The organism is Pseudomonas sp. E45-MNA-CIBAN-0222 (assembly GCF_040310405.1).
Taxonomy (GTDB): Bacteria; Pseudomonadota; Gammaproteobacteria; order Pseudomonadales; family Pseudomonadaceae; genus Stutzerimonas; species Stutzerimonas stutzeri_AC.
This window is the reverse complement of sequence record NZ_JBEOPU010000180.1, coordinates 1-252: the sequence shown is the minus strand read 5'-3', so window position 1 is coordinate 252 and position 252 is coordinate 1. Positions and strand designations below refer to the sequence as shown.

Sequence of the window (252 nt, the reverse complement as noted above, 5' to 3'; positions counted from 1 at the left end):
ATAGACAGTTTGCGGAAGATAGAGGCTTCTTGCGGCAAATAGCCAATACCAGCACGAGCACGCTCATGCATGGCATATTTGGATAAATCCATGTTGCCTAAGCTGACGCTGCCTTTATCCATGTTAACCAGTCCGACGACCATATAAAAACTGGTGGTTTTACCGGCACCATTAGGGCCTAATAATCCAACCACTTGACCTTGATCAACAGAAAACGAGACATCTTTGACGACCCAACGTTTGCCATAGCGC

1 protein-coding gene is annotated in these 252 nt (G+C 46.4%); it reads right to left on the bottom strand.

Annotated elements, in window-relative coordinates; genetic code table 11:
• A partial coding sequence (locus AAEZ08_RS23245) for an ATP-binding cassette domain-containing protein (protein WP_500125223.1) occupies positions 1–252 on the bottom strand: 252 nt, incomplete at both ends.